Below are 26,475 nucleotides of genomic sequence, written 5' to 3'. Positions count from 1 at the left end.
AAGTCGCGGCGTCAGATTGCTTTCCCTGCGCGACCGGCCTGTTCAACCACAAATTGCCATGCGCTGCGCCCTGACAGCGGGCCGCGTTCGCGCGACCAGCTGAGCGCTTCCTCGGGCGACCATTCCACACCCAGCGGTACGGCATGTGCTGCGACGATCGAAAGGAACTCGTCCTGCGAGCAGGGGTGGAAGCCCAGCCGCAAGCCGAAACGGTCGGCCAGCGCGAGCGAATCGTCCATCCGGTCGCGTTCCTGCAGCGGATCGGCCTGGTCCTCGCTGCTCCGCGCAAGGATGGCGCGATGGTTGGAAGTCACCGCCAGCCGCACATTGGCGGGGCGCGGCGCAAGGCTGCCTTCGAGCGCGCTGCGCAAATGCCTCATCACCTGGTCGGACGAATGGTCGAAGGCGAGATCGTCAAGAAACAGGATGAAGCGCCGCTCAAGAATGCCGATCGCGGCGAAAAGCTCGGGCAGGGCATCGAGGCTGGCGGGATCGAGCTCGACTAGCGCCAGTCGCGCGCCGGTTTCCGCCTGTTCGGCGGCGACGCAGGCGCGCAGCAGCGCGGACTTGCCCATGCCGCGCGCACCCCACAGCAGCATGTCATGCGCGGCATGGCCCTGCGCATGGCGCCGCACGTTCTCGCGCACCGCCTGTTTCTGCCGGTCGATCGCCTTGAGCCGGTCGAGCGGCAACGCATCGAGTTGCGCTACGGCGCGAACCCGGCCTGCGCTCCAGACATAACCTGCATGATGGAGCCAGTCGGCGCTGTCCTGCGCGGGCGGGGCCAGCCGTTCGAGCGCCTCGGCAATGCGTGCCAGCGGATCGCCCTGGTCGGCCATGCCCTGCGCCTTAGCTTGCCAGCGCTTCGGCGGAGAGGCTGTAGAGCAGCCCTGCCCCTGCGGTGGCTGACGTCTTGAGGCCGCTCGCCTCGGGCACGATCCGGTCGAGGAAGAAGCGCGTCGTCACCGGCTTGGTTGCGACCAGCGCGGGGGCAGCACCCGCCGCCACGGCCTGTGCCTGCTTCGCCAGCTGCCAGCCTGCGACTGCGACCGCGAGCATGGTGCAGAAGGGCACGCTGCCCGCCAGCCGGTCGTCGAGGCTCGCTTCGCTCGCCATCCATGTGGCGATCGCGCGACAATCTTCGGCCAGCGCACGCAGCGCGGGTTCGTCGGCACTGTCGCGGATAATGTCGGCGATCAGCGCCTCGACCACGCCACCCTGCTCGAGCCCGAGCTTGCGCGTGACGAGATCGGCCGCCTGGATGCCGTTGGTACCTTCGTAGATCGGGGCGATCTTCGAATCGCGCCAATGCTGTGCCGCGCCGGTTTCCTCGATGAAGCCCATCCCGCCGTGAACCTGCACTCCAATTCCGGAGACTTCGACCCCGACATCGGTGCCCCAGGCCTTGACCAGCGGCACCAGCACTTCGGCGCGCTGCCCTGCGGCGAGATTGCCCAGCGTGCCGCGATCGACCTGGCCTGCGCAATAATAGAGCAGCGCGCGCGCACCTTCTGTCAGCGCCTTCATGCGCAGCAGCATGCGCCGCACATCGGGATGCTCGATGATTGCGACAGGCGATTTGTCAGGCGAACCGGCGCGGGCCGACTGGACCCGGTCGCGCGCATAGGCGAGCGCCTGCTGCGTTGCTCGCTCGCCGATCTGCACGCCCTGGTTGCCGACATTGATGCGCGCGTTGTTCATCATCGTGAACATCGCCATCAGCCCGCGATTGGGCGCGCCCACCAGCTCGCCAATGCATTCGCCATTGTCGCCATAGGACATGACGCAAGTGGGCGAAGCGTTGATGCCCAGTTTGTGCTCAAGGCTGACGCAGCGCAGATCGTTCTTCGGCCCGAGCGAGCCATCGTCCTTCACATGGTATTTGGGCACGAGGAATAGCGAGATCCCGCGCGTGCCTTCGGGCGCGTCGGGCAGGCGCGCCAGCACCAGGTGGACGATGTTTTCGGCCAGCTCGTGCTCGCCCCAGGTAATGAAGATCTTCTGCCCCTGGATCAGGAATTTGCCTGCGTGCTCGCCCTGTTCGATCGGCGTGGCGGTGGCGCGCAGTGCGCCGACGTCCGAACCCGCCTGCGGTTCCGTAAGGTTCATCGTGCCCGACCATTTGCCGCTGACGAGGTCGGGAAGGTACTTCGCCTTCTGCGCGTCCGAGCCGTGATGTTCGAGCGCTTCGATCGCGCCGACACTCAGCATTGGCAGCAGGTTGAACGCCATGTTCGCGCTGCCGAGGTTTTCGAGCACGTTGCAGGCGAGCGTGAAGGGCAGGCCCTGCCCGCCGAATTCGACCGGCGATGCGATCGCGTTCCAGCCTTGCTCGACATAGGCGGCGTAGGCTTCGGCGAAACCGTCTGGCAGGCGGACCACGCCATTCTCCAGCTTCGCTCCTTCAAGGTCGCCCACGCGGTTCAGCGGTGCGAATTCGCCTGCCGCGAACTGCCCCACGCCTTCGACGATCGCTTCGACCAAATCGGGTTCGGCCGCACCGAAACGCTCGCTCTGCGCGAGCTCGTCGATCCCGGCGTTGACGCGGATGGCAAGCAGCTGGTCCTGGGTGGGCGGCGTATAGGGAGTCACGTCGGTCGAATCCTTGTCTCGCAGCAAAAAACTTGGCTTTGCGCGTCCCCACCTATAGCGGGCGGGCATGACCGGCAAGAACGCTACGGAAGTGATAGCTGCGGACGCTGCGGGAATCGCGCGTGCGGCGGCGATTCTTGCCGGGGGCGGGCTGGTCGCGGTGCCGACCGAGACAGTCTATGGCCTCGCGGCGCGCGCCGACTGTGTCGAAGCGGTGGCGCGGATCTATGCCGCGAAAGGCCGGCCTGATTTCAACCCGCTGATCGTGCATGTGCGCGATGCGCAGCAGGCGCAGCGGTTTGCGCATGTCGCCGGTGTGGCGTTGGATGTTGCACGGGGCGAATGGCCGGGGCCGCTGACGCTGGTCCTGCCTTTACGCGCTGATGCAGGTTTGGCACCGGCCGTGACTGCCGGGCTGCCGACGGTCGCCTTGCGTTGCCCGGCGCATCCGGTGATGCGGCAATTGCTCGAGCAGGTGGATTTCCCGCTGGCGGCGCCTTCGGCCAATCGCAGCGGCTTCATAAGCCCGACGCGGCCCGAACATGTCCTCGCCTCGCTCGACGGAAGGATCGACCTGGTGCTTGACGGCGGGCCCTGCGCGGCGGGCGTCGAATCGACCATTGTCGCTATCCGCAATGATGGCTGCTGGGACGAGCTGCGACCCGGCCCGGTGGATGTCGAGGCCCTGCGCGCGCGCTATGGCGGTGCGGAAAGCAAAATTGGCGGGGAGACTCCTGCGGGAAGAATTGAAGCACGGATTGAGTCTCCGGGCCAACTAGCCAGCCATTATGCGCCCGGAAAACCCGTGCGGCTGGGCGCGCTCAATGCCGAAGCTGACGAATTCCTGATCGGCTTTGGCGATGTTGCGGGCGATTGCACCCTTTCCGCGGCGGGCGAATTGGATGAAGCCGCCGCACGGCTCTACGATTGCTTGCATCTTGCCGCGGCCAGCGAGCACCCACGCATTGCCGTGGCGCCGGTTCCTGAACGCGGGATCGGCAAGGCGATCAACGACCGACTGCGGCGCGCCGCAGCCTGATTCTGCCCGCTCAACGCTCGGGAGATGCGGCCAGCCCGGGGTTGTTGCGCAGCAGGATCTGGATTTCCGAGTAGGTTTCCTTCGCCTCGAAGCAGGCGCGATCATTGCCTTCGCGGCATTTCTCCAGCTGTCGATCATAGCGGCGTTCGAACTGGCGCAACTCTTCCTCGCGCTCGCGCATTTCGCGTCCGCGCTTCTCGTCGGCTTCGGACTGGCTGGTGGTGGCAAGGTCGACGCCCTTGCTCGCAACCTTGACGGGTGCGGTCACGACGTCAGCGGCGGCGCGAACCACGCAGCCGCTCAGGACAAGGGAGGACAGGGCGAGAGCAAGAAAGCGAAGGCCGCGCATGGGCTGGATGTCCCACACGCGGCCATTGCTTGTCCAGCGGCACTCGATGAAGCGCGCCGAATTGGCTTCGGTTATTCGGCCGGTGCGGCCTCTTCGGCACCGGGCTGGCACTTGAGCGTGCCCGAACCCATCGCATTGATCTCGCAGGTCGCACGTCCGATCACGCGCACATCGCCCGATCCCATGATGCTGGCTTCGACCTTGCCGTCCGAGGCGAAGCTGGCCGAGCCCGAACCCGCGACGGTGATATCGGCGCTGTCGACCTTGAGCCCGGCCATGTCGGCTTTGCCCGAACCGAGGATATTCAGGTCGAGCGTCGTCGCTGTACCGGCAGTCGTGAATGTGCCTGCACCCGCGATCGTGACATCGGCCTTGGTTGCCGCAAGCGTGGCAACTTCCAGCTCACCAGAACCGGCGATGGTGACATCGGCGGTATCCGCCATGGTCGCCGCTTCGACCTTGCCCGAGCCAGCAATCACGATTTCCTTCGGGGCAGGCATGGTCACACGCACGATTGCCGTGCCGCTGTGATCCCATTTGCCGTTCTTGCGCATCACGGCGAGCGCGCCGTCCTTGAGCGAGAAGCGGAGCAATTCGGTCGTTTCGCTATCGCCTTCGACATCGATGTCGAGCGTGTCGCCTTCGCTCAGCACCACCGTGTCGGGGCCGGCCAGGATCAACTCGGTCGGGGCATCGCCCGACGTGTCGAGTTCGGCCAGCGGTACGCCTTCCTCGCCATTGATTTCGATATTCATGTCGTTGCAGCCAGCCACCGCCGCGGAAAGGGCGATCGCTGCAACGGGCGCCAGGCGCTTGATCAGCTTGTTCAGCATGGGTTCCTCCACCACATAATCCGTATTGCCCATGTAATACACTATGGGACCCACATCAACCGCCCATGCGAAAAGGGCCGCCCTTTCGGGCAGCCCTTCGTCGAATTCCGAATGTCGCCGGTCGATCAGGCGTCTTCGGTGTTGTCGTAATATTGTGGCGCGTGCTTGCGCAGCACGTCGAGAATCTTGCCGAGTGCGGTCGGTTCGTCGGTTTCTTCCATCGCCGCGAGTTCGCGTGCGAGGCGGCTCGAAGCCGCTTCGAAGATCTGGCGTTCCGAATAGCTCTGCTCGGGCTGGTCTTCGGGGCGGAACAGGTCGCGCGTCACTTCGGCGATCGACACCAAATCGCCCGAATTGATCTTCGCTTCATATTCCTGCGCGCGGCGCGACCACATGGTGCGCTTGACCTTGGGCTTGCCCTTGAGCGTTTCCATCGCTTCCTTGAGCGTCTTGTCGCTCGACAGCTTGCGCATGCCGATCGCTTCGACCTTGTTGGTGGGCACGCGCAGCGTCATCCGCTCCTTCTCGAAGCGCAGAACATACAGCTCAAGCTGCATGCCCGCGATTTCCTCGTTCTGGAGCTCGACCACGCGGCCAACGCCGTGCTTGGGATAGACCACATAATCGCCGACGGTGAAGGCAGGAGCCTTGCTTGCCATGCACAATCCTTTCTCTGGGCCAGGCCATTGATGGACAGTCGAAGGGACCCTTCCGGGCCTGCAAAGGCAGGCGCCGCGTGCCACCAGCTATCCGAGAATTTGGCCTTGCCTTTCTCTGCTACAACCCGGGCGCCGGGACCAATCCGGCGCGGTTGATCGATTATATAGCACACCCGCAACAAAATTGCGAGTCGCAAGCGCAATCGCCCCGAAAGCTATCGGAAGCGGTCGCGAGAGGCTCGATCCGGAGATGTATCAATGCATGCCCCACAGGGGGCGATGGGCCTGGCTCAGTCGCCTTCGCCGGGCTCGGCCGAGAAATACTTCTCGAACTTGCCTTCCTCGCCCTTGTGCTCGTCGGCGTCGGCCGGCGGATCCTTCTGGCTGGTGATATTGGGCCATTCGGCCGAATATTGGGCGTTGAGCTCAAGCCACATTTCGAGGCCGTCCTCGGTATCGGGCAGGATCGCTTCGGCCGGGCACTCCGGCTCGCACACGCCGCAATCGATGCATTCGGAGGGGTTGATGACCAGCATCGTCTCACCCTCATAGAAACAGTCGACCGGGCAGACTTCGACGCAGTCGGTATATTTGCACCGGATGCAGGCGTCGGTGACGACATAGGTCATGTGGCGGATTCCCCTTGCGTATCGCGTGTTTCGTCCGCTGCTATCGCGCTTTCTCCGCTGCGGTCAAGCTCGCGATAGTGCGAACGCGCCATTCCGGGCGGGCCGCGCCGGTCGGGCAGTGAAAGAACCTCCACGATCCGCACCTGGTTCCCCAGCGGGAAGGTGAGCACGTCGCCCGGATGCACATCCTCGCTGCCGCGCCGCACATGCACGCCGTTGAGCCGCATGTGCCCTTCGGCGATCATCGCCTGCGCACGGCTGCGCGTCCGGGCGAAGCGCAGATAGACCAGCAGCCGGTCCATCCGCATCGCCTCGCCCATCAGCCGAGCAGTTCCTTGAGCGCATCGAAGGCGCCGCCGGCGCGTGCCGGGCCATGCTGGCTTTCGCGCGGCTTTCCGCCTTTCGCGGCTGGCTTTCCTTTGCCGCCTCCCTTGCCGTGGCCCTTATGGCCCGGCTTGCCATGCCTTTGCTTGGCTGCGGGTGCATCGCGATCGTTGCGTTCGCCGGGGCGACGCGGGCGCCAGCTCCACATGTCGGGCGCAGGCGGGCCGAATGCGCCTTCTGCCAGCGCGCGGGCGCCTTGCCGCTTGAACCCGGCACTACCGAGCAGGCGCGGGATATTGCCTGCTTCAAGCCCAATCGAGATCGGGAGCGAAAGGTCGATCGCGAATTGCGAAGGCGGTTTGCCCTTGCCACCTGCCCCGGTTGCCTTTGCGCGCGCATCGAAAGCGGCGCGCAGGATCTTTTCGGCCAGGTCGACGCGGATCGCCTGGCTGCCCGCCGGTCGATAGCCCGCGGGCAAGCGCCGCTGCTCGCCGATCACGGGCAGCATGGCCCCTTCGAGCGGGCGGCGGTCGATCCCCAGCGCATGAAGCAGGTGCCGCGGGGCAGGCTTGAGCAGCGCAGGTACGAAAATGTCGAGCGCGCCGAAGGTCACGCCGAGCTTGCGCAGATAGGGCCGCAATTCCTTGGGCAAATGCTGCAAACCGGCATCTTCGCGGCTGACGCTGCCGTGTCCTGCTATCACTGTGTGCAGCAGTGCGCGCGCCTCGGAACCCGCCGCCGGATCGCGCGCTGCCGCCGCAAGCGCGCGGAGCGGGGCGAGCGGTTCAAGCTGAGCTTCAAGCCAGCCGAGCAGCGCGGCTTCGAATTGCTTGCGCTCGAGTTCGGGCAAGAGGCCAAGCTCGCGCACCGGAACGAGGCGCGGCTTGCCGAAATCGTCGGGCAGTTCGACTTGACCAAGCCGGTGGCCGTTCCACTGGATCGCGCCTTCGGACAATTCGAGTTCGCCAAGCCCTTCGGACGCAACCCATTGCGCGCGCTGCGTCAGCAAGGCTGGCAGCGCCTTCTCGCCTGCAGCGAGCAACATCTTGCGATCGGCCACTGTGGCGTCCGGCGCGACCACGAAGCGGAAACCTTCGAGCTTTCCGATCGGTTCGCCATCGACAGTCAGCGCGCCATCTGGCGCGAGTTCGACCGGCAGGCCGCTGCCATCCTGGCCCAGCGATTTCATCAAGAGCGAAGTCCTCCGGTTTACAAATCTCTCGGTCAGCCGCGCATGCAGCGCGTCCGACAGTTTAGCCTCGGCCGCGCGGGCGCGCGCGAACATCTCGTCGCGCGCCAATACCCAGTCGGGGCGCTGGCAGATATAGGCCCAGGAACGCACCGCGGCTATCCGGCCTTGCAGCGTATCGATATCGCCTTGCGTCCGGTCGAGTTCGGCGATGCGCGAGGCGACGTAGTCCGCCCCGATATAGCCTTCGCAAAGGTCCTGCCACAGCCGTGCGACGAAGCGCGCGTGCTGTTCTGCGCCGACCGAGCGGAAATCGGGCAATGAACAGGCCTCCCAGAAGCGCCGCACCAATCCCGCGCCCTTGATGCTTGGCGCCAGCGGTTCCTCGGCCAGCCGATTGAGCACGGCCAGGTCGATTGCCTCGGGTGCTGCGCGCAGTTGCGGTTCGTCTGGGGGCGCCTCAAGGTCGCCGACCAGCGTGGCGAGATCGTCAAAGCGCGGTTCGGCTTCGCGCCAGAACAAATGCGTCAGCGGCGCGAAGCGATGCTCTTCGATCGCGTAGATTTCTTCGTCTGTGAATTCGGGCGGCGAAGCCGTGCTGCCGCGCATCCCAGAAACCGTGCCGAAGGTGCCGTCGCGCTGGTGCCGCCCTGCGCGCCCGGCGATTTGCCCCATCTCGGCAGGAGTCAGCCGCCGCTGGCGCCGCCCGTCGAATTTGGAGAGCGATGCGAAGGCGACATGGTCGAGGTCGAGATTTAGCCCCATGCCGATCGCATCGGTGGCGACAATGTAATCGACTTCGCCGTTCTGGAAGAGTTCGACCTGCTTGTTGCGCGTTTCCGGCGAAAGCGCGCCCATTACCACTGCCGCCCCGCCGCGAAAGCGGCGCAGCGCTTCGGCCATGGCGTAGACCTGCTCGACGCTGAAGGCGACGACCGCGCTGCGCGGCGGCAGGCGCGACAGCTTGCAGCTTCCGGCATGGCTGAGGGTGGAGAAGCGCGGCCGCCCGACCAGCTCGGCGCGCGGCACCAGCGCCTTGACCATCGGTTCGAGCGTCGAAGAGCCGAGGATCATCGTCTCTTCGCGGCCGCGGGCGTTGAGCAGCCGGTCGGTGAAGATATGCCCGCGCTCGGGATCGGCGGCGAGTTGCGCCTCGTCCAGCGCGACGAACGCATGCCCGCCCCCCAATCGGTCCATCGCTTCGACCGTGCAGCAGAAATAGCGTGCGTCGGGCGGTTCGATCCGTTCCTCGCCGGTGATCAGGGCCACCATCTTGTCGCCCTTGATCGCGCGGACCCGGTCGAACACTTCGCGCGCAAGCAGGCGCAGCGGAAAGCCGATCATCCCGCTCGAATGGCCGCACATGCGCTCGATCGCGAGATGGGTCTTGCCGGTATTGGTCGGGCCCAGGACCGCCTTGATCGTGCCGTCGCTCACAATGGCATTTGTGGCACCGCGCCGCGCCCCCCGCAACCGCGCGGCATGCCGCATGGGGCGCTTCTCAACATTTCGCCGCTTGGCGGACTCGGTTGATCGCGCATTAAGCCAGCATTTACTTTGATCGGCGAAAGAAATGGGCCATTGAGCGCGCTGCACCATGGGGTTCGCAGGGCGCGAGGGAGTTGGGGCTTTGGAGCAATTGCGCGAATTGCCGGGCGAGACCGCGCCAGCGATCGAGGAACCTTTCCTCGATTTCGGCGACGTGCCGCCTGCTGGCAGCGCATCGGCCAGCACCTCCCCCGGCAATGGCAAGATCGTGCTCAAGCGCGTCGAGGACTGGCGCGCGCGCTTCGACGAATGGCGCAACGAAGCCTCGCGGCGGCTCGACGGGATCGATATCGCGCCCGATCTAGCGGAAGATATCGGCAGCCGTCGTTGGTTCCGCGGGCTGGGCACGATGCTGGGGCTCAGCGCAGTGGCGCTGGCGCTATGGCCCGATTTCGCCCCGCTCGAAGCGCGGCCCGCAATGGCGATCGACCAGACTGCGCGCGACGAATTCCGCAGCCACATGATCCTGCCGCTGGCGCTGGGCGCCGACAGCGGGCGGCAAATGGGTGCCGGGCCGCGCGTGATTCCGCTCGCTTCGGCTCCGGAGCGTCCGCAGGTCGAGCTGGTAGCCACTTTGTCGCGCGGCGACAGTTTCGACCGCATGCTGCAGCGCGCCGGCGTGGGGCCAAGCGATGCCGCGCGGGTGCAGGAGCTGGTCGCGGGCGAAATGCCGCTTGACCAGATAGAACCGGGCACCACGATCGATATCACGCTTGGGCGCCGACCTGCGCCAGGGGCTTCGCGCCCGCTCGACGACCTTTCCTTCCGCGCGCGCTTCGATCTCGAGCTCGAAGTGCTCAACGATAACGGCAATCTGTCGCTGCGCCGCAATGTGATCCGCGTCGACGACACGCCGCTGCGGATTCGCGGCACGGTGGGCCAGAGCCTCTATCGCTCCGCCCGTGCTGCGGGTGCGCCGACCAGCGCGGTGCAGGAATTCATCAAGGCGCTCGACGGGCAGATCGACCTCGAACGCAGCGTGCGCGCTACCGACGAGTTCGACATTATTGTCGCCTATCGCCGCGCCGCGACGGGCGAGCGGCAGGCGGGTAAGGTGCTCTATGCCGGGATCGACCGCGACGGGAAGCCCAAGACCCAGCTGATGCGCTGGGGGCAGGATGGCAATTTCTTCGAGGCTTCGGGCGTGGGCGAGCAGCGCGGCGGAATGGTCTCACCGGTGCCAGGCCGCCTGACTTCGGGCTATGGCATGCGCCGCCACCCGATCCTCGGTTATCGCCGGATGCATGCGGGGGTCGATTTTAGCGCGCGATATGGCACGCCAATCGTTGCAGTTACCGATGGCCGCGTGAGTGCGGCGGGGCGGATGGGCGGCTGCGGCATCGCGGTGCGGCTGGGCCATGGCAATGGGCTTTCGACCCGCTATTGCCATATGAGCCGGTTGGCGGTGAATTCGGGCCAACAGGTCCGCCGCGGCCAGGTGATCGGATATGTCGGTTCGACCGGGCTCTCGACCGGCGCGCATTTGCATTACGAGATGTATCGCAATGGTCGCTCGGTCGATCCGCGCACGGTCAATTTCGTCACTCGCGCGCAGCTCGAAGGACGCGAGCTGATGAGCTTCCGCGCCGCATTGTCTGAGCTCAAGATGATCGAGCCCGGCGCCGCGCTCGAAGATCTCGAGCTGCAACCGAGCGAAATTGCCGCCCCCAAGCGCGAAATCGAGAAGATCGACAACAAGCGCAAGATCGGCTGACCGCCAGCGCCCGATTGCGCCCGCCGCAATTATCCGGCAACACGCGCGCATGAGCGGATCCTATCCCAATTTGCGCATGCGCCGCACCCGTGCCAGCCAGTGGAGCCGCGCGCTTCATCGCGAGAACATTCTGACTCCGGCCGACCTGATCTGGCCGCTGTTCGTGACTTCGGGAACGGGCGTGGAAGAGCCGATCGCCACGCTGCCCGGTGTATCGCGCTGGTCGGCCGACGGGATTGCGCATCGCGCGAAGGAAGCGGCGGCGCTGGGCATTCCCTGTGTTGCGCTGTTCCCCAACACGCCCGCCGACAGGCGCAGTGATGATGGCGCCGAAGCGCTCAACCCCGACAATCTGATGTGCCAGGCGATCAAGGCGATCCGCGATGCCTGCGGCAGCGATATCGGCATCCTCACCGATGTCGCGCTCGATCCCTACACCAGCCACGGACAGGACGGGCTCGTCGATGATGGCGGCTATGTCGTGAACGACGATACCGTCGCGGTGCTGGTCGACCAGGCGCTCAACCAGGCCGAAGCCGGGGCGGACATCATCGCTCCGTCGGACATGATGGACGGCCGCGTGCGCGCGATCCGCATGGCGCTAGAGATGAACGGGCACCCCAATGTCCAGATCATGAGTTATGCCGCGAAATACGCGAGCGCCTTTTACGGGCCGTTCCGCGATGCGGTGGGTTCGCGCGGGCTGCTGAAGGGCGACAAGAAGACCTACCAGATGGATCCCGCCAATGGCGATGAGGCGCTGCGCGAAGTGGCGCTCGACATTGCCGAAGGCGCGGACAGCGTGATGGTGAAGCCCGGGCTGCCCTATCTCGACATCGTACGGCGAGTGAAGGAGCGCTTCGAAGTGCCGGTCTTCGCCTACCAGGTCTCCGGCGAATACGCGATGATCGAGGCGGCGGTGGCTGCGGGCGCGGGCGATCGCGATGCGCTGGTGCTCGAAACGCTGCTTGCGTTCAAGCGGGCGGGCTGCAGCGGCGTGCTCAGCTATCACGCGTTTCACGCGGCGCGCCTGCTCGGCGGGTGAACCCGATGGCGGAATTTCGTCACGAAACCGAACGGCTGGTACTGCGCGACTGGCGCGATGCGGATTGGGCGGAGTTCTGGGAAGGGACCAATACTTCCGCCGTGATGCGCTGGCTCGGCGGCGTGTGCGATGCGGCCAAACGGCTTTCCGTGCAGGAGCGCTTGCTGGGCTACGCGCGCGATCACGGCCACACATTCTGGGCGGTCGAGCGCAAGGAGGATGGCGCAATCCTCGGTTTCTGCGGGCTCAAGTTGTGCAATCAGGAAGGCGGGCCGATCGGCACGACCGAAGTCGGCTGGCGCTTGCGCGAAACCGCCTGGGGGCAGGGTTATGCGAAGGAAGCCGCGACTGCGGCGCTGGATCTGGCCTTTGAGCGCTTTGGCACGGACGAGGTGGTCGCGCTCACCGTCAATGGCAATGTGCCGAGCTGGGGGTTGATGCAGCGGCTTGGCATGCGCCGACGCGAGGATCTCGACTTTGCCGATGCGAGCTGGGACGTCGATGATCCGGTGCTGATCGTCTATTCGATAGACCGCGAAACATGGGAGAAGCAGCGTGGGTGACATTGTGATCGAGACCGAGCGGCTGGTGCTGCGCAGGATCGACGAAAGCGATGCCGAACTGCAATTCCGCGTGCTCAACACGCCGACAGTGATGGAGCATCTCGGCGGTGTGAAGGAGCTGCACGAGATCGAAGCCAAGCACGCCAAATCGATGGCCTGGTTTGCGCAGTTCGGCTTCGGATTCATGTTGATGATCGAGAAATCCAGCGGTGAGCTGGTCGGTCATTGCGGGGTGAAGCTGGTCGACAATCCGAACGCGACCAACCTGGGCGATCACGAGATTGGCTGGCTCGTGCGCGAAGATCGCTGGCGCAACGGCTATGCCAATGAAGCGATGTGCGCGGTGATCGACTGGGCCTTTGGGACTATTGGCGTGCCTCATCTGGTGGCGCTGACCTGCGACCGGAACATACCCAGCTGGCGCTTCATGGAGAAGCTTGGGATGGAGCGTAGGCGCGATCTCGATTTCGACGATCCTGATTTCGCTCCAGAGGACAATCCCACGATCCAGTATATGCTGACACGCGAGCAATGGGAGCAGAAGCAATGACACACCGGCCCGGCGTCAACATCGTCCCGATCCACGGAAAGACTCCGCAGATTCACGACAGCGCCTTTATCGCGCCGGGCTGCACTATCATTGGCGATGTCACGATCGGAGCGGACAGCTCGATCTGGTACAATTGCGTCCTGCGCGCCGATGTCAGCCGGATCGTGATCGGCGAACGCAGCAATGTGCAGGACGGCAGCATCCTTCATTGCGACCCGCCGCGCCCGGGCGACCCGGATGGCTCGCCGCTGATCATCGGCGACGATGTGCTGATCGGACACATGGCGATGATCCACGGCTGCACGATCCACGATCGCGGCTTTGTGGGGCTTGGAGCGATTGCGATGAACAAATCGGTGATCGGCGGCGAGGCGATGCTCGCGGCCGGCGCGATGCTCACCGAAGGCAAGGTGATGGAGCCGCGCATGCTGTGGGCCGGGCGCCCGGCCAAGCCTTTGCGCGAACTCAACGACGCCGCAATCGCGGGGATGCGGATGGGCACCGCGCATTATGTCGAGAATGCAAAGCACCACGCCGATGCGATTGCCAAGGCACTCGGTGGCTAGACCCAGGGTAGAAGTTCCTGCCGCAGAGGAAATCGCACGGCTGGCCGATAGCGATGGGCGGCTGTCGCTAAGGGTGACTCCTGGCGCACGCAGCGAGACGATTATGCTGCGCGATGGCGTGGTTCATGTGAAGACGCGCGCGAAGCCGCACGACGGGGCAGCGAACGACGCGGTGATCCGCCTGCTCGCCGCCGCCCTGTCCATCGCGCCGTCTCAGATTGAGCTGCAGCACGGCGCAACATCGCGCAACAAGCTGGTAAAACTATCGCTCTAGGCCGGTTGCGGAACGCGCAGATATTGCAGCATGTAGGGCACATAGTCGGCCTTGCCGATCTCGAGACCTTCGCTTCGCAGGATCATGTAGGCAGCCATGATATGAAAATAGAACTGCGAGAGCGCCCAGTCGCGGATGTATTGTCCTGCCGTGAGATCGAAAGCCATGCCGTTGGGGAGGGTGAACCCGGCCGACGCATCGGTCGGCTTGATCTGTGTCACATCGAAGTTTGTGACCCATTCACGGGCCTTCGAAATGCGGGTGGCCGCATCTGCGAGAGTTGCATCGTCGGCGTCGGAAGAAACGAATTCGATTCCGGCCAGGGTGCGCAGGTGCTCGCCCGGCATGTTGCACAGGAAGCGGATCTGCGTCGACAGCGGGAGCATGTCCTCTGCTAGTCTTGCGCTGAGCAGGCTGTCGCCCTTGGGGTGAGTCTTTGCCTTTTCGACCAGCCCAGCCAGAGTGCTCAGAAAATGGTCATATGTCGGAAGAAGGAATTCGGCAGGGGACACGGCGCTCTCCTAAGTTGTTATTTGCAACTTAATCGAAACGCCTCGGTCGTCAACCCTTGCTGTCGCCGCCGTCATTGCCCGAAGCTTCGGGCTTGGCAGTCGGCTTCTTCGGGGCAGGCTTCTTCTTCGCTGCGGGCTTGCGCTTCGGCTTGGCCTTGGGCGGAGCAGGCGTGATCTCGAAGCTGGGCTTGCCGTCCTTGATGCCGACATGCACTTCGCCGCCATCGGCCAGCTTGCCGAACAGCAGCTCTTCGGCGAGCGGCTGCTTGACCCGCTCCTGGATCAGGCGCGCCATCGGGCGCGCGCCATAGAGCTTGTCATAGCCCTTGTCGGCCAGCCATTCGCGCGCATCCTTGTCGAACTGGATGTGCACGTTCTGCTCGGCCAGCTGGAGTTCGAGCTGGAGGATGAACTTGTCGACCACGCGCCCGACAGTACTCTTGCCGAGATAGGCGAACGGCACGATCGCATCGAGGCGGTTGCGGAACTCGGGGGTGAACATCTTCTTCACCGCTTCGTCGCCCGCATCCTCCTTGCTGACATCGCCGAAGCCGATGCCTTGCGTCGCCATTTGCGCCGCACCGGCATTGGTCGTCATGATCAGCACGACATTGCGGAAATCGACCGTCTTGCCGTGGTGGTCGGTCAGCCGGCCGTTATCCATTACCTGCAGCAGGATATTGAACAGGTCGGGGTGCGCCTTCTCGATTTCGTCGAGCAGCAACACGCAATGCGGGTTCTGGTCGATCGCATCGGTCAACAAGCCGCCCTGATCGTAACCGACATAGCCCGGAGGCGCACCGATCAGGCGGCTGACGCTGTGGCGCTCCATGTATTCGGACATATCGAAGCGCTTTAGTTCGATCCCCATGATCGATGCGAGCTGGCGCGCGACCTCGGTCTTGCCGACGCCGGTCGGGCCGGAGAACAGGAAGCTGCCGATAGGCTTGTCGGGATCGCGCAGCCCGGCACGGCTCAGCTTCATCGCGGTCGAAAGCCGGTGGATCGCTTCGTCCTGCCCGAACACGACATGCTTCAGGTCGCGTTCGAGGTTTTCCAGCGCCTTCTTGTCATCAGTGCTGACCGATTTGGGCGGAATCCGCGCCATTGTCGCGATCACCGCTTCGATCTCCTTGGCGGTGATCTTCTTCTTGCGGCGGCTGGGCGGCACCAGCATCTGCATCGCGCCGACTTCATCGATCACGTCGATCGCCTTGTCGGGCAGCTTGCGGTCATTGATGTAGCGCGCCGACAGCTCGACTGCGGTCTTTATCGCGTCGGGCGTGTAAGTGACCTTGTGGTGCTTTTCGAAGGCGCTGCGCAGGCCCTTGAGGATCTTGATCGTGTCTTCGATGGTCGGTTCGTTGACGTCGATCTTCTGGAACCGCCGCAGCAGCGCGCGGTCCTTCTCGAAATGGTTGCGGAATTCCTTGTAGGTGGTCGAACCGATGCAGCGGATCGCGCCCGAGGACAGCGCCGGCTTTAACAGGTTCGAAGCGTCCATCGCCCCGCCGCTGGTCGCGCCCGCGCCGATCACGGTGTGGATTTCGTCGATGAACAGGATCGCTTCGGGCATCTGCTCGAGTTCGTTGACGACCTGCTTGAGCCGTTCCTCGAAATCGCCGCGATAGCGCGTGCCTGCAAGCAGCGCGCCCATGTCTAGCGAATAGATCACCGCGTCGCGCAGCACTTCGGGCACATCGCCTTCGATGATCTTGCGCGCCAGCCCTTCGGCGATGGCGGTCTTGCCCACGCCGGGATCGCCGACATAGAGCGGGTTGTTCTTGCTGCGGCGGCACAGGATCTGGATCGTGCGGTCGACTTCGGGCCCGCGGCCGATCAGCGGATCGACCTTGCCGGCCTCTGCCTTGGCATTGAGGTTGACGGTGAACTGGTCGAGCGCGGTTTCCTTCTTGTTGCCGCCTTCCTTGGCCTGCTCGCCGCTTTCCGCCTGCGCTTCATCCGAGCCTTGCGGCGACTTCGATTCGAGCTGGCGTCCGCCCTTGCCGATGCCGTGGCTGATATAGCTCACCGCATCGAGCCGGCTCATGTCCTGCTGCTGCAGGAAATAGACCGCATAGCTGTCCCGCTCGCTGAACAGCGCCACCAGCACATTCGCGCCCGTCACCGTGTCCTTGCCCGAGGACTGCACGTGCAGGATCGCGCGCTGGATCACGCGCTGGAAGCCCGCGGTCGGCTGCGGATCGGCGCCATCCTCGGTCTTCAGCGACTGGTATTCCTGGTCGAGATACTGCTTCACCACTTCGGCCAGCTCGGCGAGGTCGACCCCGCAGGCCGCCATCACCTGCGCCGCGTCTTCATCATCGATCAGCGCCAGCAGCAAATGTTCGAGCGTGGCATATTCATGCCGCCGCTCGGAAGCATTGCCGAGAGCGTTGTGCAGCGTTCTTTCGAGGTTCTGGGCGAAACTGGGCATGGGGGTACTCTACAGGAGGGGGCGGAAGCTCTCCCTTGCGGGAGAGAGTGAAGACGAATGGTTAAACGACCGGGAGAATTCCCGGCCACCCTGGATATGGGGCCTGCGCGCATAATTGCGAATCCGGAACTCGCGGGCGGCGCTCATGTATCGGGCTTCTTGAACAGCGCATCGGCGGCATTGCGGTGTGCGGCGGATTTGAGACGGTGATTTTCGACCCGTGCGATCTCGGCTTCGAGCAGCGCGATCCGCTCTTCCAGCTCGTCGATCGAATAGGGTGAAAGATCCTCTGCTGCGAGCTTGCTCGCTGCGTCGCCCCGCGGGCGGGGAAGGTCGTCTTCGTGCATTACTTCTGCAGCATCGCAAGCCGGGTGGCTTGCTGTCAATGCACTGCACAGCTACTTGCCACTGTCGATGCAAGGAGAGGTGTCGACTGTCGCCTTGCAGACACAGGGCGTTTGCAACAGGGATGATGGGGAAAATGGGTCAGGCGGGCGCAGGCGGGCTTCCGGAAACGATGCAGGCTGTTGGGTTCGACACGCCCGGCGGGCCTGAAGTGCTCACCCTGCGCGAAACCGCCCTTCCCGAGATCAAGCCGGGCGATGTGCTGATCAAGGTCGCCTATGCCGGGGTCAACCGGCCCGACTGCATCCAGCGCGCCGGGCACTATCCCGCCCCTCCCGGCGCGTCGCCGCTGCCGGGGCTCGAAGTTTCGGGCGAAGTGGTGGCGGTGGGCAGCGAAGTCCCGCGCGAACTGGTCGGCCAGGTCGTTGCCGCGCTCACGCCTGGCGGAGGCTATGCCGAATATTGCGCCGCGCCATGGGGCCATTGCCTGCCGGTGCCGCACGACATGCCGCTGGCCGAAGCGGCGGCGCTTCCCGAAACGTTGTTCACTGTGTGGCACAATGTGTTCGAACGCGGCATGGCGGCTGAAGGCGACCGGCTGCTGGTTCATGGCGGCACTTCGGGCATCGGCACGATGGCGATCATGCTTGGCAAGGCATTCGGGCTGGAAGTGATCGCGACTTGCGGCGACGAGGCCAAATGCGCTGCCGCGCGCGAGATCGGCGCGGACCTTGCGATCAATTACCGCGAAAGCGATTTTGTCGAGGCGGTGAAGGAATACACTGGCGGCGCGGGCGTGAATGTCGTGCTCGACATGGTTTCGGGCGATTATGTGCCGCGCAACCTCAAATGCCTTGCCGAAGACGGCCGCCACGTCACCATCGCGGTGCTGGGCGGCGCGCAGGCGACGATCAACATGGCGGTGGTGATGAGCCGCCGCCTCACGCTGACCGGGTCGACGCTGCGCCCGCGCTCGGATGCGTTCAAGACCGCGCTGGCTGACGAGATTGCGGAGAACGCCTGGCCGTTGTTTACTTCGCGCGAACTGAGGCCGGTGATGGATGCGGTGTTCCCGCTGGCCGATGCCGCCGCTGCGCACGCCCGCATGGAAGCAGGCGACCATATCGGCAAGATCGTGCTTAAGGTCGCTGGTAGCTAAAATTCATCGTGCATTCAGAGGCTTGGGCCGACAAGTTCGTTAGGGCAACGAGGGAGTCCCGGGATGTTCGCCGCTCTACTTGGAATTCTTGCTGGCGGAACCGCGCTCCCGCCGGACATCTCCGAAGACATTGCAGCTACCAGAATCGTGGCCGCTTCCGGCGATGCGGTCTGGCCGGGCTTCACCTCGGCGCCGTTTTCCTTCCTCTTTGTCACCGAAGAGGCCGAATACCTGCTGTGTGACAGCCGGACGCCTGCCGGGTTCGAAGCGCTCGGGCAAGACGCCGCGACCGGGTGTTCGGTCAAACAAGGCCCGACAAGCTGGCGCCGGCCGGCGCTTCTGGCGGCCATGCCGATCTTCGGGCCGGGCGAGGTGATCGCGATGGGTTCGCCGGATGCGACCGGTCTTTCCCGCGCTGCCTGGCGAAGGACAATCCTGCACGAGCATTTCCATCAATGGCAGGGCCAACTGCCCGGCTACTACGACCGGACCGAAGCGCTTGATTTGTCGGACGGCGACCAGAGCGGCATGTGGATGATCCAGTATCCCTTTCCATACCAGGACCGTGATGTTGCGACCGCCTATCGCGCGGCTGCCGATGCATTGCTGGCCGCATTGAACGCCAGCGACCAAGACCTGCTCGCAGCGACGCAGCAATATCTCGCAAAGCGCACTGCATTTGCCACTGCAGCGGGCGATCGCAACTGGCGCTACTACGACTTCCAGCTTTGGAAGGAAGGCGTGGCACGATGGACCGAAGTGGAAATCGCGCGCCGGGCAGGCGGCGAATGGTCAGTGGATGCGGAAGCCTATTGGTCCGGCCAGCTGGAAAATCTCCGTTCGCGCGACTTGCCAGATATGGAGCGGGTCTCCGTCTATGCCTTTGGGGCGGCAGAAGCGGCCTTGCTTGAGCGCATCGATCCGGATTGGCGCGGCTGCTACAGGGTAACCCTGCAGCTGGGGGATTGCTGGGCATCGCTGGGCGTGACATCATCGGTCGATGACTGAAACCTATACCCTCCATGAGGATCCGCGCAGCGGCAATTGCTACAAGATCCGGCTCACCGCTGCGCTGCTCGGCCTGCCGCTAGAGACGCTGCAATATGACATCATGAAGGGCGAGACCCGTACGCCCGACTTCCTCGCCAACATCAACCGCAACGGGCGTATCCCGGTGCTGCAGATCGGCGAAGGGCCGGGCGCGCGCTTCCTGCCTGAAAGCAATGCGGCCTGCTGGTACCTCGCCAGTGGCAGCGCGCTGATCCCGGCGGATCGCTTTGCGCAGGCCGACATGCTGCGCTGGATGTTCTTCGAGCAGTATAATCACGAACCCAATGTCGCGACGCTGCGCTTCTGGCTGCATTTTGTGGGCGAAGCGAACCTCTCGATCCAGCAGAGCGGGCAAATCATGGCCAAAAGGGTGGCCGGCTGCGAAGCGCTGCGGCTGATGGACGAGCATCTGTCGCGCGGCGACTGGATGGCAGGTGACGGAGTGACGCTCGCCGACATTGCGCTGTTCGCCTACACCCATGTCGCCGAGGAAGGCGGCTTCGGGCTGGAGGACTATCCCTATCTGTGCCGCTGGCTCGATCGGGTCCAGGCGCTTCCCGGCTTCGTGCCGATGGATTGACGCGGGCCTGACACAGGGCTGACTTGCTTTCCCCGAATCGTCACTGAACTGCGCGCGTGATGTAACAAAACCCTGCCATGGCTGTCCGGCGACAGATGCTTGTCGCAGGAGCACAGACCATGGTCGAGCAATTCTCGCCCGCGCTTCCCCTCCCCGCCGAAGGCCCGCATTCCTCGCCCGTCGCGAATTTCCCGGTGCGGCCGCTCAGCCGGCCCGAACCAGAAGGAATCCGCCGCCGCCGTTATCGCACAATCTGGATCAGCGACGTGCATCTCGGCACCAAGGGCTGCAATGCCGAACTGCTGATCGACTTCCTCGACCATACCGACAGCGAGACGATGTATCTCGTCGGTGACATTATCGATGGCTGGCGGCTCAAGAAGAAGTTCTACTGGCCCGCCGAGCACAACGACATTGTGTGGCGCGTGCTCAAGCGCGCCCGGCGCGGCACGCGGATCGTCTACATTCCCGGCAATCACGACGAGATGTTCCGCCAGTTCACCGGGCTCAATTTCGGTGGAGTCGAGATCCGCCGCGTCGCGTTCCACGACACCGCCGACGGCCGCCGCCTGATGGTGCTGCATGGCGACGAATTCGATGCGGTGATGCTCGCGCACCGCTGGCTCGCCTTTGTGGGCGACGCGCTCTACCATTTCATCATGGGGCTGAACCATTGGGTCAACCTCGCGCGCCGCAAGCTCGGCCTGCCCTATTGGTCGCTGTCGAAGATGGCCAAACACAAGGTCAAGAACGCGGTCGAATTCATCGGAAGGTACGAACAGGTCGTGGCCAAGGCCGCGGCCGAACGCGGGGTCGACGGCGTGGTCTGCGGCCATATCCACACCGCCGAATTCCGCGAGTTCACCCAGCACGGCAAGTCGATCGAATATTGGAACGACGGCGACTGGGTCGAAGGCTGCAACGCGCTGGTCGAACATTTCGACGGGCGGATGGAGATCCTCCATTGGCCGGACGAAGTGGCGCGCCGCGAGGCCGAAGAGGCGCCGGCGGAAGCCGATTCCGAACCCGCCGCGTGCAGGGAGGCTGCATGAACATGTTCTGGTCGCCCGACGCGCCCTTGCGCATCGCGGTCGTCACCGATGCATGGCACCCGCAGATGAACGGAGTGGTGCGCACGCTGGCGACGACGTACGACATCCTGCGGCGCTGGGGACACGAAGTCGCAGTCATCTCGCCCGACAATTACCGTTCGATGCCGTGCCCGACCTATCCCGAGATCCGGCTGGCGCTGGCGCCTCCCGGTTCGGTCGGGCGGCGGCTGGCGCGGCTTGCGCCCGACGCGGTCCATATCGCTACCGAAGGCCCGCTAGGTCTCGCCGCGCGCAATTTCTGCGCCCGGCATGGCGTGCCTTTCACCACTGCCTATCATACGCAGTTTCCCGAGTATCTCGCGCGGCGCACAGGCCTCGCGGCGAAGTACTTCTGGCCCTACATCCGCTGGTTCCACCGCCCCGCGCAGCGCGTGATGGTGGCGACCGAGACGATCCGGCGCGAATTGCACGAGCAAGGCATCGGGCCGCTCCATCACTGGAGCCGCGGGGTCGATCTCGACTGCTTTTCGCCTGACGCGCCGCCGCCGCCCGAATATGTCGGGCTCGAAGGCCCGATCCTGCTCTATGTCGGGCGCGTGTCGGTCGAGAAGAATATCGAGGCATTTCTCGGTTGCGACTATCCGGGCACCAAGGTGGTGGTGGGCGACGGCCCCGCGCGCGCCGATCTCGAGGAGCGCTTCCCCGATGCGATCTTCCTCGGCAAGCGGACCGGGCGCGAGCTCGCGGGCTGCTATGCCGGGGCCGATGTATTCGTCTTTCCCAGCCGCACCGACACTTTCGGCCTGGTGATGATCGAAGCACTGGCTTGCGGTACGCCGGTCGCGGCGTTTCCGGTGGCAGGGCCGCTCGACATCGTGACCGACGAGGTGGGTGCGCTGTCCGACAAGCTCTATCGCGCAATCGACGCCGCACGCTATTGCGATCGCAAGGACTGCGCCGCCTATGGCGCCGGCTTCAGCTGGGAAGCAGCCAGCGTGCAGTTCCTGCAGGGGCTGGCGGCGCTGGAGGAAGAGGCCGAACAGCTCGCGGGGGCGCTCCCCGCCTGAGCCCCGGATTCGCCCTCAGCGGCCATTCCGCTTGCCGAATCCACCACTCTCCCCTATCTACCCCGCCACAACGGCCGCTCCGCAAGGGGCGGCCCTTCTATTTTTACGCCCAATTCAATCGATGGGAGCTTCATCATGGCCCAGCCCACTCCGCTGATGCCGCACGCCACCGCCACCTGGCTGGTCGACAACACCGCGCTTAGCTTCGAGCAGATCGCCGATTTCTGCGGCCTGCATATCCTCGAAGTGCAGGCGATGGCCGACGATCTGGCCGGCAGCAAATATACCGGGCGCGATCCGGTGCATTCGGGCGAGCTGACCCAGGCAGAGATCGAACGCGGCCAGGCCGATCCCGAATACCGGCTGCAGATGCAGCAGGCTCCGGTCGAGGTCACCCGCACCAAGGGCCCGCGCTACACACCGGTGTCGAAGCGGCAGGACAAGCCCGACGGTATAGCGTGGATCCTGCGCAACCACCCCGAAGTGTCGGACGCGCAGGTCTCCAAGCTGATCGGCACGACCCGCAACACCATCACCGCGATCCGCGAGCGGACTCACTGGAACATCCAGAACATCCAGCCCAAGGATCCGGTTACGCTGGGCCTGTGCTCGCAGCGCGAGCTTGACGCCGTGGTTGCCAAGGCCGCCAAGCGCGCCGGCATCCAGGCTGAAGACGTCGCAGGCGGCGATACCCGCAGCGACAAGGAAAAGCTGATCGAGGAACTGCGCGCCGAGCGCAATGCCGCCGAATCCGCCGCCACCGAAGCCGCGCAGGAAGCCGAAGCCGAGGCATGGCTTGCCGCGAAGCGCGCCGCCGAAGCCGACGAAGCAGCGGGCAGCGAATAAGCTACGGCAAAATCTCCGCTTTTTGCTTGTGCACTAGCGGGGGATAGGTCATCCTGCTTACATGGATGTAAGCAGGTCGCACTACTGTCATCCCACCCCGTGGGACACGCACTTCGAGCCGCTAACCCTGCCCGAGCTGTTCGACCGCGCCGTTGCATGGCGGGGAAGCGCGCGCTTCCTCAATTTCCTCGGGCGCGACTACTCCTATCGCGAAATCCATCAGGAGGCGTGCCGGTTTGCCGCCGGCTTGCGCGATATGGGGATCGGGAGCGGCGACCGGGTGGGGCTGTTCCTGCCCAATGTCCCGATCTACGCCTCTGCCTATTACGGCGCGATGATGGCGGGCGCGGTGGTGGTCAATTTCTCGCCGCTCTACACGATCGAGGAGCTCAGCCACCAAGTGGCGGATTCGGGCACAAGGCTGCTGGTGACGCTCGACGTGCCCGAGCTTTACCGTACGGCGCATCAGGTTCTCGAGGAGTCCGCGCTTGAAACGCTGGTGGTCGGCTCGCTGGTGCAGATGCTCCCCTGGTACAAGGGGCTGGCGCTCAAGACGCTGGGTCGCAGCAAGATCGCCAAGATTGCCTATGGCGCGGCGGTGCGGCGCTGGAGCGAAGCGCTCGGCAAGCCTGATGCGGCTCGCCCCGAAGTGGCGATCGAGCCTGACGATCTCGCGCTGCTGCAATATACCGGCGGAACAACCGGCGTGCCCAAGGGCGCGATGCTCACCCATGCCAATCTTTCGATCAACGCGCGGCAGGTTACGGCGATCAATCCCTTCGCCAACCCCGAAACCGAAGTGTTCTTGGGCGCGCTGCCTTTCTTCCATGTCTTCGCCAATACTGCGCTGCTCAACCATGCGGTGGCGAGCGGGGCGTCGATCGCCATGGTGCCGCGTTTCGAGGCCGGGCAGGTATTGGCGACGATCCAGCGCTATGGCGCAACCGGCTTTCCGGGCGTGCCGACCATGTTCCAGGCGCTGCTCGACCACCCCGATTTCGGCCGTACGGATTTCTCCTCGCTCAAGGTCTGCATTTCGGGCGGCGCGCCGATGCCCGCGCCGGTGCATGCGAAGTTCGAGGAATTGAGCGGGGTCCGGCTAGTCGAAGGCTATGGCCTTACCGAAAGCTCGGGCGTGGTGTCGGTCAATCCCTATGAAGGGATGCGCAAGCGCGGCACCATCGGCCAGGTGCTGCCGGGCACGGAAGTGATCCTGCTCGACAAGGGCGATCCGGCGCAGCTCGCGCCCGAGGGAGAACCGGGCGAACTGGCGGTGCACGGGCCGCAAGTGATGCGCGGCTATTGGAACCGGCCCGAAGCGACCGCCGAAGTGCTGATCGAACGCGACGGCAAGATTTGGCTGCGTACCGGCGACGTCGCGACAATCGACGAGGACGGCTTCCTCAAGATCGTCGATCGGATCAAGGACATGATCGCCGTGGGCGGGTTCAAGGTCTTCCCGAGCCAGGTTGAGGATGTGATCCTCGAACATCCCGCAGTGAAGGAAGCTTTGGTGATCGGCGTGCCCGATGCCTATCACGGCGAGAAGCCGCGCGCCTATGTCACGCTGTCGGGCGAAGAAGGCGCCAGCGCCGAGCAATTGCGCGACTGGCTCAATGCACGGGTCGGCAAGCACGAACGGGTCGACGAAGTGGTGATCCGCAACAGCCTGCCGCGCACGATCATCGGCAAGCTCGATCGCAAGGCGCTGCGCGCCGAAGTGATGGGCAGCTGATCCAAGGCGCAGGGCAAAGAAAAAGGGCGCCCGTTGCCGAGCGCCCCTGTCATCCGAAACCAGAGGGAATAATTAGCTGACGAGCCCCAGCTTGGGCTCCTCGGCCGAAGCGGGCTTGCCGCCTTCGGTGGAAAGCTTGGGTGCGTCGGTCACGCGGTTGCGCGCGCCATGGGCGAAACGCCCGTCAACCTGCGCGCCCTGTTCGATGGTGAGCGCTTCGTAATGTACGTCGCCTTCGATTTGCGCGCTACGCAGGATCACCAGTTCGCGCGCACGGATCGATCCGTTGACCTTTCCGGCAAGCCGGGCGGTTTCGGCGGTGATGCCGCCGGTGATCTTACTGCTTTCGCCCTGGACCAGCGAAGCGCAGGCGATGTCGCCTTCGATCGTGCCGTCGACATGCAGGTCTGCCGAAGCGCTGATGTCGCCCTTGATGGTGACGTCGCTTCCGATCACGGAAAATGTAGAGCTGTTGCTGGCCATGGGTTTAGCTGGTCCGGTTGGCCGCGTCGGTTCCGCGGGCTTCTTTGAGAACATCTTGCGCTTTCTCCAGGAAGGGGCGCGGATCGACCGCGCGGTCGTTGGTGCGCACTTCGAAATGCAGGTGCGGGCCGGTCGAACGGCCGGTGTTGCCGAGCGCGGCGATCACATCGCCTGCCTCGACGCGGTCACCCACCTTCGCCGCGAAACGCGACAGGTGGGCATAACGGGTCATCACGCCATTGCCGTGGCTCACTTCCACGACATTGCCATAGCCGGGCTTGCGGCCGACGAAGCTGACGCGACCCTTTGCGGCGGAATAGATCGGCGCGCCGATCGGGCCCTTGAAGTCGAGTCCGTAATGCATCGCGCCGCGGCGAGTGAAGGGGTCGCGGCGATAGCCGAAGCCCGACGAAACCTTGGTTTGGCTGCGGCTGGTCGGGCGAACCTGCGGGATCCCGTCGAGGCTTTCCTCAAGCGCGGCCATGCGCGCCAGGCTGAGGCCGAGCCGTTCGAAGCGCGGGTCGATTTCGCCGTTCGCCGAGGTGGCGAGGATTTCGAGCGGACCACCCATCGCCTGTCGTTCGGCGCGGCGCAGCATGGCCTGCGGGTCGAGCCCGAGCTTGCGGATCGCCTGTTCGGCGCGCTTGGCGCGGCGGTCGGCATAACGGGTCAACCGTTCGGCGAAAGCGAGCTGGCGGGCTTCGATCTCGGCCAGGCCGCGCGCTTCGGGGAAGAATGCGCCGACCTTGTCGACCGTGGCGGCGGCTTCGCTCGACGAATCGCTGACGGTTTCGTCCGCGACAACGTCTTCGGGCAGCATCGGGACCATCGCCTCGAGGAAATCCTGGCGCTTGCGCAGGTCTTGCTCAACGCCCTTCAGGTCCGCGCCATAGACGTCGAGCCGTTCCTGCGCCGTGGCGACCTTGGCTTCGCGCTCGAGCAGCAGCGTGCGATCGGCCTGCGCGCGATATTGCGACCAGGCCATTGCGCCCATCGACACGCCCCAGCCGACCAGCAAGGCCAGTGCCAAGCCGGCGGCAGCCATCTGCACGCGCGAAGAAATCTTGATGAAACGGACCTGGCCCTGCGATCGCATGAAAAATTCGCGATCCGGGAACCAGCGCCGCAGGCGTTCGCCCCATCCGCCGGCGGGAATGACGTTACGCAATGCGACCCCTCTCGTGGATTACCACTGTCTTGACCCGATTCGCGGGCTAGCAAAGCCGGGGCGGTAGGTCGAATCGACTCGTTAACCCGAGGGGCGAGTCGAAGCCAAAGTGCGATGAATCGTTCCATCCGGTGGAAAGATTAAATTTACCACGCGAAAACTTTACC

Annotated in this window: 27 protein-coding genes; 14 read left to right on the top strand and 13 right to left on the bottom strand. The window is 64.5% G+C overall.

Translation table 11 applies throughout. The features are described 5' to 3' along the window. Positions 1-11: 11 nt before the first annotated feature. Both ACUJ47_RS09830 and ACUJ47_RS09825 read right to left on the bottom strand, forming a co-directional pair. A complete protein-coding gene (locus ACUJ47_RS09830) occupies positions 12-839 on the bottom strand; it encodes a DUF815 domain-containing protein (protein ID WP_445538224.1) in 828 nt (275 codons plus the stop codon). Positions 840-849: 10 nt separating this feature from the next. Beyond that, positions 850-2,592, bottom strand: a complete 1,743-nt coding sequence (locus ACUJ47_RS09825; protein ID WP_445538223.1) for an acyl-CoA dehydrogenase family protein — start codon at positions 2,590-2,592, stop codon at positions 850-852. A gap of 67 nt (positions 2,593-2,659) precedes the next feature. Here ACUJ47_RS09825 and ACUJ47_RS09820 point away from each other — a divergent pair, with 67 nt between their 5' ends. After that, a complete protein-coding gene (locus ACUJ47_RS09820) occupies positions 2,660-3,631 on the top strand; it encodes an L-threonylcarbamoyladenylate synthase (RefSeq protein ID WP_445538222.1) in 972 nt (323 codons plus the stop codon). A 10-nt stretch (positions 3,632-3,641) separates the two neighbouring features. Here the strand turns inward: ACUJ47_RS09820 and ACUJ47_RS09815 are convergent, their stop codons facing one another. From ACUJ47_RS09815 to ACUJ47_RS09790, 6 genes are all read right to left on the bottom strand, one after another. Beyond that, complete coding sequence (locus ACUJ47_RS09815) at positions 3,642-3,980, bottom strand: hypothetical protein (RefSeq protein WP_445538221.1); 339 nt, start codon at positions 3,978-3,980, stop codon at positions 3,642-3,644. A 71-nt stretch (positions 3,981-4,051) separates the two neighbouring features. After that, positions 4,052-4,867, bottom strand: a complete 816-nt coding sequence (locus ACUJ47_RS09810; protein ID WP_445538220.1) for a head GIN domain-containing protein — start codon at positions 4,865-4,867, stop codon at positions 4,052-4,054. Positions 4,868-4,938: 71 nt separating this feature from the next. Beyond that, positions 4,939-5,472: a CarD family transcriptional regulator gene (locus tag ACUJ47_RS09805; RefSeq protein ID WP_445538219.1), complete on the bottom strand. Its 534-nt coding sequence runs from the start codon at positions 5,470-5,472 to the stop codon at positions 4,939-4,941. A 290-nt stretch (positions 5,473-5,762) separates the two neighbouring features. Then, a complete protein-coding gene (gene fdxA / locus ACUJ47_RS09800; RefSeq protein ID WP_445538218.1) occupies positions 5,763-6,101 on the bottom strand; it encodes a ferredoxin FdxA in 339 nt (112 codons plus the stop codon). Beyond that, positions 6,098-6,421 carry an RNA-binding S4 domain-containing protein gene (locus ACUJ47_RS09795; protein ID WP_445538217.1) on the bottom strand — a complete coding sequence of 108 codons (324 nt, stop codon included), beginning with the start codon at positions 6,419-6,421 and terminating at the stop codon, positions 6,098-6,100. The genes fdxA and ACUJ47_RS09795 overlap by 4 nt, the downstream gene beginning before the upstream one ends. Next, on the bottom strand, positions 6,421-9,051 hold the full coding sequence (locus ACUJ47_RS09790; RefSeq protein WP_445538216.1) for a helicase-related protein: 2,631 nt from the start codon (positions 9,049-9,051) through the stop codon (positions 6,421-6,423). Before ACUJ47_RS09790 ends, ACUJ47_RS09795 begins: the two co-directional genes overlap by 1 nt. Positions 9,052-9,253: 202 nt before the next feature. Here ACUJ47_RS09790 and ACUJ47_RS09785 point away from each other — a divergent pair, with 202 nt between their 5' ends. Genes ACUJ47_RS09785 through ACUJ47_RS09760 form a run of 6 tightly spaced genes read left to right on the top strand, consistent with a single transcriptional unit; the run spans position 9,254 to position 13,874 of the window. Further along, on the top strand, positions 9,254-10,876 hold the full coding sequence (locus ACUJ47_RS09785) for a peptidoglycan DD-metalloendopeptidase family protein (RefSeq protein ID WP_445538883.1): 1,623 nt from the start codon (positions 9,254-9,256) through the stop codon (positions 10,874-10,876). 49 nt (positions 10,877-10,925) lie between these two features. Further along, complete coding sequence (gene hemB / locus ACUJ47_RS09780) at positions 10,926-11,921, top strand: porphobilinogen synthase (protein ID WP_445538215.1); 996 nt, start codon at positions 10,926-10,928, stop codon at positions 11,919-11,921. Between the two features lie 5 nt (positions 11,922-11,926). Further along, positions 11,927-12,484, top strand: coding sequence for a GNAT family N-acetyltransferase (locus ACUJ47_RS09775; RefSeq protein ID WP_445538214.1), 558 nt, complete (start codon positions 11,927-11,929; stop codon positions 12,482-12,484). Further along, positions 12,477-13,034 (top strand): GNAT family N-acetyltransferase, encoded by a 558-nt coding sequence (locus ACUJ47_RS09770; protein WP_445538213.1) that lies wholly within the window; start codon positions 12,477-12,479, stop codon positions 13,032-13,034. Before ACUJ47_RS09775 ends, ACUJ47_RS09770 begins: the two co-directional genes overlap by 8 nt. After that, complete coding sequence (locus ACUJ47_RS09765) at positions 13,031-13,600, top strand: gamma carbonic anhydrase family protein (protein ID WP_445538212.1); 570 nt, start codon at positions 13,031-13,033, stop codon at positions 13,598-13,600. The genes ACUJ47_RS09770 and ACUJ47_RS09765 overlap by 4 nt, the downstream gene beginning before the upstream one ends. Further along, entirely contained in the window at positions 13,593-13,874 is a 282-nt protein-coding gene (locus ACUJ47_RS09760) for a DUF167 domain-containing protein (protein WP_445538211.1), read from the top strand. Before ACUJ47_RS09765 ends, ACUJ47_RS09760 begins: the two co-directional genes overlap by 8 nt. On the opposite strand, the gene ACUJ47_RS09755 is transcribed toward ACUJ47_RS09760, so the two are convergent. The 3 genes from ACUJ47_RS09755 to ACUJ47_RS09745 form a co-directional block, all read right to left on the bottom strand. Continuing rightward, the gene (locus ACUJ47_RS09755; RefSeq protein WP_445538210.1) at positions 13,871-14,386 is read right to left on the bottom strand and encodes a DUF1993 family protein; all 516 of its coding nucleotides are present in this window, start codon (positions 14,384-14,386) and stop codon (positions 13,871-13,873) included. The two genes, ACUJ47_RS09760 and ACUJ47_RS09755, sit on opposite strands and share 4 nt — an antisense overlap. Before the next feature lie 49 nt (positions 14,387-14,435). Next, a complete protein-coding gene (clpA, locus tag ACUJ47_RS09750; protein WP_445538209.1) occupies positions 14,436-16,823 on the bottom strand; it encodes an ATP-dependent Clp protease ATP-binding subunit ClpA in 2,388 nt (795 codons plus the stop codon). A 143-nt stretch (positions 16,824-16,966) separates the two neighbouring features. Then, positions 16,967-17,170: a DUF1192 domain-containing protein gene (locus ACUJ47_RS09745; protein ID WP_354144819.1), complete on the bottom strand. Its 204-nt coding sequence runs from the start codon at positions 17,168-17,170 to the stop codon at positions 16,967-16,969. A 134-nt stretch (positions 17,171-17,304) separates the two neighbouring features. Here ACUJ47_RS09745 and ACUJ47_RS09740 point away from each other — a divergent pair, with 134 nt between their 5' ends. The 7 genes from ACUJ47_RS09740 (at position 17,305) to ACUJ47_RS09710 (ending at position 24,657) form a co-directional block, all read left to right on the top strand. Then, on the top strand, positions 17,305-18,327 hold the full coding sequence (locus ACUJ47_RS09740) for an NAD(P)H-quinone oxidoreductase (protein WP_445538208.1): 1,023 nt from the start codon (positions 17,305-17,307) through the stop codon (positions 18,325-18,327). Between the two features lie 63 nt (positions 18,328-18,390). Continuing rightward, complete coding sequence (locus tag ACUJ47_RS09735; RefSeq protein ID WP_445538207.1) at positions 18,391-19,335, top strand: hypothetical protein; 945 nt, start codon at positions 18,391-18,393, stop codon at positions 19,333-19,335. Continuing rightward, positions 19,328-19,957 carry a glutathione S-transferase family protein gene (locus ACUJ47_RS09730; protein ID WP_445538206.1) on the top strand — a complete coding sequence of 210 codons (630 nt, stop codon included), beginning with the start codon at positions 19,328-19,330 and terminating at the stop codon, positions 19,955-19,957. The genes ACUJ47_RS09735 and ACUJ47_RS09730 overlap by 8 nt, the downstream gene beginning before the upstream one ends. Before the next feature lie 119 nt (positions 19,958-20,076). Continuing rightward, a complete protein-coding gene (locus ACUJ47_RS09725) occupies positions 20,077-21,009 on the top strand; it encodes a UDP-2,3-diacylglucosamine diphosphatase (RefSeq protein WP_445538205.1) in 933 nt (310 codons plus the stop codon). After that, positions 21,006-22,076, top strand: a complete 1,071-nt coding sequence (locus tag ACUJ47_RS09720) for a glycosyltransferase family 4 protein (protein WP_445538204.1) — start codon at positions 21,006-21,008, stop codon at positions 22,074-22,076. The genes ACUJ47_RS09725 and ACUJ47_RS09720 overlap by 4 nt, the downstream gene beginning before the upstream one ends. A 135-nt stretch (positions 22,077-22,211) precedes the next feature. After that, positions 22,212-22,922 (top strand): DUF1013 domain-containing protein, encoded by a 711-nt coding sequence (locus ACUJ47_RS09715; protein WP_445538203.1) that lies wholly within the window; start codon positions 22,212-22,214, stop codon positions 22,920-22,922. Positions 22,923-22,983: 61 nt separating this feature from the next. Next, positions 22,984-24,657: a long-chain-fatty-acid--CoA ligase gene (locus tag ACUJ47_RS09710; RefSeq protein ID WP_445538202.1), complete on the top strand. Its 1,674-nt coding sequence runs from the start codon at positions 22,984-22,986 to the stop codon at positions 24,655-24,657. 72 nt (positions 24,658-24,729) lie between these two features. On the opposite strand, the gene ACUJ47_RS09705 is transcribed toward ACUJ47_RS09710, so the two are convergent. Then, positions 24,730-25,140: a bactofilin family protein gene (locus ACUJ47_RS09705; protein WP_445538201.1), complete on the bottom strand. Its 411-nt coding sequence runs from the start codon at positions 25,138-25,140 to the stop codon at positions 24,730-24,732. 4 nt (positions 25,141-25,144) lie between these two features. Beyond that, positions 25,145-26,308: a M23 family metallopeptidase gene (locus ACUJ47_RS09700; RefSeq protein ID WP_445538200.1), complete on the bottom strand. Its 1,164-nt coding sequence runs from the start codon at positions 26,306-26,308 to the stop codon at positions 25,145-25,147. Positions 26,309-26,475: the final 167 nt, after the last annotated feature.

The sequence above is a fragment of the Altererythrobacter sp. Z27 genome, from assembly GCF_052683155.1.
The sequence above is the reverse complement of the archived record's forward strand: the minus strand, read 5'-3'. Positions and strand labels throughout refer to the sequence as shown.